Genomic DNA, 5,283 nt, shown 5'->3' with positions numbered 1-5,283 from the left:
GCAGGAGGGCGCCCGGCCCACCCGTACGGCGGCCGCCGTGCCGGCCCGGGCGCCCTCCTGCGATCCCCGGAAGGCCGGACCGCGCCCCTCGCGGATCGACGGACCGGCCGTCGAGCGGATCCGCCGGCGCGGTCATCTCGTCGCGGGCGTGGACCTGAACAGCTACCTCTGGGGGTCGCGGGACCCGCAGACCCGGGAGCCGACGGGCTTCGACATCGACCTCGTCCGGGCGATCGCCCGGGACATCCTCGGGCCCAAGGCCACCGTCCGCTTCGTCAGCATGCCGCCCAGTCAGCGGATCGCGAGGCTCCGGTCCCGCCAGGTCGACGTCATCGTGCGCACCATGAGCATCACCTGCGAGCGGCTGACCGAAGTGGCCTTCTCCAGCGTCTACTTCGAGACCGGGCACCAGTTGCTCGTCCCCGACGGCTCCCCCGTCAAGGGCTTCGACGCGGGTCTGCGCGGCCGGAAGGTCTGCCTGAGCAAGGGCAGTTCGGCCGCCGACCTGCTGCGGAGGTCCGGCACCGGCGCCACGGCCGTGGAGACCGCGAGCCACCTGGACTGCCTCGTCGAACTCCAGCAGAGCAAGGTCGACGCCATCCTCACCCACGCCACACTCGCCGCCGGACTCGCCGCACAGGACCCCACGCTGCGCCTGGTCGGCCCCCGTCTGGACACCGCCCTGTACGGGGTCGCGCTCAACAAGGGCGACACGGACCTGGTGCGCCGGGTGAACGCCATCCTGGAGGACTACCGCAGGGGCGGCGCCCGCAGCCCCTGGCAGACCTCCTACGACAGATGGCTCGCCCCGACCCTGGGCGCCGCGCCCTCCGGGCCGCCACCGGCGGCGTACGCCGACTGAGCCGCGAGCCGGCCACCCGGAGGGCCCGCCCGGCCATCCCTCGGACGGCGCCCCGGTCACAGGTGCACGGTCGAGTACCACGCCGGCACGCCGCCGAGGGAGTCGTCCGCGAGGCCGAGGGCCGTCATCGTGCCCGTCTCGAACGATCGCGCACGCCGCGTGGACGCGTCAGCCGCGGAAGCCGGCCGGGCGCTCGGGCGACGCTTCGGCCAGTGCCTTCGTCACGGCCTCGACGTCGCCGCGCAGACCGTAGACCGGGGTGTCCGGCTGCTGGCGCCAGGACTCGTCGATGCCGCCCGCGTCCACCGTGTCGAAGCCGAGCTCGTCGATGAGGCTTCGGACGGTCCGCTTCGCCGTCTCGTCGTCGCCCGCCACGGGCAGGGCGATGCGCTCGGGGTCGCCGGCCGGGCGCGGCCGGTCGAGGATGTCCGAGGCGTAGGTGCCGTTGAACGCCTTGATCACCGCATGGCCGACGTGCCGCTCGGTCCAGCGGCTCTCGGTGAGCCCGTCGTCCTCGATCGCGGCGATCCGGCCGTCCCGCTCCCGGGGGTAGTAGTTGCCGGTGTCGATCACGGCGAAGCCGTCCGCCGCGCCCGCGAAGAGGTCCGCGGGGAGGTCCGGGACCGCCCGCAGCGGGACGGTGACGACCACGACCTCCGCCCCGCGCGCGGCCTCACCGACGGTGACGGGAGTGGCCCCGGTCTCCGTCGCGAGCGCGGCGAGGGTCTCGGGTCCGCGGGAGTTGGCCACGGACACGTCGTGCCCGAGGGCGGTGAGCCGGCGGGTGAGGTTGCCGCCGATGTTGCCTGCGCCGATGATGCCGATCTTCATGGAGCCGTCCTTTCGAGCGGGTGCGGCCGCGTGCCACGCCAGGCCAGAACCGCCGGCCCGGCGGCCCTATTCCTGCCGCCTCCCCGATGCGTCACCTTCGCGCCGGGCGGGCCGCCCGCGGGGAGCGACGAGGCCGACGGCGACGAGATCCCCGACATCCGCCGTCGAGGGGCCTATAACCGTAGGCGCGAGGGGTTCACCCGCCCCGGCGGGGCGCAGAGCGAAGGAGACCGAGTCATGGCGCGGCAGATCGTCCTGTGGATGTCGGTCTCGCTCGACGGCTACATCGAGGGACCGGACCACGACCTCAGCTGGAGCCGGGTCGACGAGGAACTCCACCAGCACATGAACGACGAGCTGCGCGCCATGGGCGGGCTTCTCGCCGGCCGCGTCACCCACGAGCTGATGGCGGACTTCTGGCCGACGGCGGACGCCGATCCGGAGAGCACGCCGACCATGGTGGAGTTCGCCGGCATCTGGCGGGACATTCCCAAGACGGTCTACTCCCGGACCCTGCGGCGGGCCGACTGGAACACGACCGTCGTCCGGGAGGTCGACGCCGACGAGGTGCGGGCGCTCAAGGAGCAGCCGGGCGGCGACCTGGCGCTCTCCGGCGCGGACCTGGCCGCCGCGTTCATGGCGCAGGATCTGGTCGACGCGTACCGGATCTACGTCCATCCGGTGCTCATCGGCCGGGGCAAGCCCCTCTTCCCCGCGACGGACGTCGTCACCGGGCTGAAGCTGGCCGGGAGCCGGACGTTCGGCAACGGCGTGGTCCTCCTGCGCTACGAACGGGACCGGGACCGGGACGCCGGCTGAACCGGCCGGCGTACCTCGGTGACGGCGGGTCGGGCCGGTCGGTCCAAGTGACCTGGTCCGACCGCGATGTGAGACTTGCGCCATGGACATGGGGCGTGAGTCGCGGTGGGAGAAGGACACAATGACGGTGGAGATCGCCTTCGCGCTGGTGACCGGCGGCGCGCTGGCCGCGGTGGTCTTCGCCGTCGCTCTGGCCCTCGCACGGGCTCTCGGCATCTCAGGGCCGGCGGGAGAGGGCGCGTTGGAGGGGGCTGCGCTGCTCGGGGCGGCAGCCGGAGTGTGGCGTGTGGTGCGGGTGCTGCGCCGCTTCGACGCGCGGCGCCGTCAAGGTCGCTGAACGCGGGGCCGCCTCCCCGGGCCCGCGACTACTTCCGTACCGACTCTTGTGGTGTGCGGGGCGACTGCTTACTTTCGAGTAACTCGCCTTCCCCACAAGGGCGTCGGCGTCGACCACCCCGGAAGGAACTCGGATGTCCGCTGCCCGGAAACGTGGTGCACGCCGCCTCCTGCTCGGTTCGCTGGCCACCCTCGCGGCGCTCGCGCTCGGCGCGGGCGGCGGGGGAGCGACCGTGGCCGCCGCGCCGTCCGGCCCGGCCGCGGGACCGGGAACGGCCGCCGCGACGGACTCCGCCGGCCTGCGGCAGGTGATGTTCGTCGGGAACAACTGGGACGGCACCGCCGACGTCATCGAGTCGACCGGGTCGTTCCGGAGGATCGGCCGGGTCGACGTGGTGCCCGACCGCAGCCGCCGGATGTGGGAGATCTCCCTCAACCCGGTCAAGCTCGCCTACTTCCTCGGGATCCGGCAGGGGCCCGGCGAGGGCCACGACCAGTTCGTCGACGACATGTACGCCACCCCGGACGGCACGGCCATGGTCGTCTCCCGCCCAAGCTTCGCCGACGTCGTCTCGATCGACCTGCGCACCGGAGCGCTCAACTGGCGCTTCCCGGTCGCCGGATTCCGCTCCGACCACATGGCCGTCTCACCCGACGGGACCCGCGTCGCCGTCTCCGCCTCCACCGCCAACAAGGTGCACGTCCTCGACATCACCGACGGACGGGAGGTCGGTTCCTTCACCACCGGCGACAAGCCGCACGAGAACGTCTTCAGCGCCGACGGGCGCCACCTGTGGAACATGTCGATCGGTGAGGTCACCACCGCCCTCGACGACCCGATCTTCGACTGGACGAAGGGCGACCGGCGCATCACCGTCGTCGACGCCCGCACCTTCCAGCAGGTCCGGGTCATCGACATGCGCGACCGGCTCGACGCCTTCGGCCGCAAGGACCTCTCGGACGCCGTGCGGCCCGTCGCCTTCACGCCCGACGAGTCCACGCTGTACTTCCAGGTCTCCTTCTTCAACGGCTTCCTCGAGTACGACGTCGCCACCGACCGTGTCACCCGCCTCAAGGCCCTCCCGAAGAACCCGGCGACCGATCCGGACCGCACCAAGTGGGTCAACGACTCACGTCACCACGGCCTGTCGATGAGCCCCGACGGCAAGCGGCTCTGCGTCGCCGCCACCATGGACGACTACGCCACCGTCGTCGACCGCGCCACCCTCGCCGAGGGGCCGCTCGTGGCGGCCGACAAGCCCTACTGGGCCACGGTCAGCGGTGACGGCCGCGCCTGCGTGATCTCCGAGAGCGGCGCCGACCGGGTGACCGCGATCGACTTCGCCACCGGACGCGCCGTCGCCTCCGTGGCCGTGGGCGACCACCCGCAGCGCGTCCGCCTCGCCCACGTCCCCGCCGACTGGACGGGTCCCGCCCAGGGCTGAAATCCACTGCCGGGCGGCGCCCGACGACGTACCCGACGTGTACCGGGCGCCGCCGCGGGCAGCCTCCCTGCCGTGGACCACGACGAGCCCAACCCCCGACCGGCGGACGAGCGGGCCGACGAACCGGCACACGAGCCGCAGCTCCGCTGGACGCCGTTCGCCCCCGAGGACGAGGCCAGACACCGCCAGGACTTCCTGGCGGGAACGGTGTTCGTGGCCGCCGCCGGGATCATGGCCCCCGACGACGGGCCGGGACCCGGATCACCGGACCCCGTCCTCGTCCTGGAGGTGCACGAGGACGAACGCACCTTCGCGGTCGTCCCCCAACTGCGCGAGGCGTTCGCCCTCCTCGACACGTACGGCGCCGTGGACCTGCACCACCGCACCGAGATCGCCACCGGCTGGTCCGGCATGGGCGGCCACGACCCCCTGGTCAAGCTCCAGTTGCGCTTCCTGGGCCCCGAGCCCTCGCCCGGCACCGGCCAACTGGTCGTCCCCGGGCGGCGCCACGCCGCACTCTGGCAGCACGTCGTCGACGGCGGCCTGATCGGCATCAGCTCCGCGCGGCGGATGGAACGGGCGGTCGCCGGCCCCGAGGCGACCTTCGCCGACGGCATCGGCGCCTGCGTCCTGCTCGCCACGGGAGCGTCCCCCGTCCTCGACCAGTTCATCGAGGGCTACGGCTGGCCCCGCGGCGCCCGCTCCTCGCCGCCCTGATTCCGGGCGTCCCCCGGTCCCTCCTCCGGATGAGGCCCGCCCCGCGGCGCCCCCTACCCGTAGTACTCCGGAGCTACGCGGCAAGTGTCCCCCCTGGTGGGACGTCAATTACCTGGCGTGATCCATAACTTCGGCACCGGAATCGAGAACCACCCCGGTACGGAAGGACCACGCCATGGCGTCCCGCCCGCGCAGCCGCCGGCTGCGCCGCACCCTGCTCGCCGCCCTCGTCGCCGCCTCGGTGGCGGTACCCACCGTCGGTGCCGCCGGCCC

6 protein-coding genes are annotated in these 5,283 nt (G+C 73.0%); 5 read left to right on the top strand and 1 reads right to left on the bottom strand.

All coding sequences use genetic code 11. From position 1 onward, the window contains the following. Positions 1-862 (top strand): glutamate ABC transporter substrate-binding protein (locus EAO71_RS03740; protein WP_187282551.1); only part of this gene is annotated, 862 nt, incomplete at its 5' end. Positions 863-1,030: 168 nt separating this feature from the next. On the opposite strand, the gene EAO71_RS03730 is transcribed toward EAO71_RS03740, so the two are convergent. After that, positions 1,031-1,735, bottom strand: a complete 705-nt coding sequence (locus tag EAO71_RS03730; RefSeq protein WP_261991979.1) for an NADPH-dependent F420 reductase — start codon at positions 1,733-1,735, stop codon at positions 1,031-1,033. A 195-nt stretch (positions 1,736-1,930) separates the two neighbouring features. On the opposite strand from EAO71_RS03730, the gene EAO71_RS03725 reads away from it, so the two are divergent. From EAO71_RS03725 to EAO71_RS03710, 4 genes are all read left to right on the top strand, one after another. Next, a complete protein-coding gene (locus EAO71_RS03725) occupies positions 1,931-2,512 on the top strand; it encodes a dihydrofolate reductase family protein (protein WP_147976318.1) in 582 nt (193 codons plus the stop codon). Positions 2,513-2,594: 82 nt separating this feature from the next. Beyond that, the gene (locus tag EAO71_RS03720) at positions 2,595-2,849 is read left to right on the top strand and encodes a DUF6332 family protein (RefSeq protein WP_187282550.1); all 255 of its coding nucleotides are present in this window, start codon (positions 2,595-2,597) and stop codon (positions 2,847-2,849) included. Between the two features lie 133 nt (positions 2,850-2,982). Then, entirely contained in the window at positions 2,983-4,293 is a 1,311-nt protein-coding gene (locus EAO71_RS03715; RefSeq protein WP_147976317.1) for a YncE family protein, read from the top strand. A 72-nt stretch (positions 4,294-4,365) separates the two neighbouring features. Next, positions 4,366-5,010: a hypothetical protein gene (locus tag EAO71_RS03710; RefSeq protein ID WP_147976316.1), complete on the top strand. Its 645-nt coding sequence runs from the start codon at positions 4,366-4,368 to the stop codon at positions 5,008-5,010. Positions 5,011-5,283: the final 273 nt, after the last annotated feature.

Source organism: Streptomyces sp. MS191 (assembly GCF_008042125.1).
In the GTDB taxonomy this organism is placed as follows: Bacteria; Actinomycetota; Actinomycetes; order Streptomycetales; family Streptomycetaceae; genus Streptomyces.
This window is presented reverse-complemented; position numbering and strand designations above follow the sequence as displayed.

Coding starts and splice junctions, on each gene's coding strand:
- EAO71_RS03720 (WP_187282550.1), top strand. CDS start 2,595: ATGGACATGGGGCGTGAGTCGCGGTGGGAGAAGGACACAATGACGGTG.
- EAO71_RS03715 (WP_147976317.1), top strand. CDS start 2,983: ATGTCCGCTGCCCGGAAACGTGGTGCACGCCGCCTCCTGCTCGGTTCG.
- EAO71_RS03725 (WP_147976318.1), top strand. CDS start 1,931: ATGGCGCGGCAGATCGTCCTGTGGATGTCGGTCTCGCTCGACGGCTAC.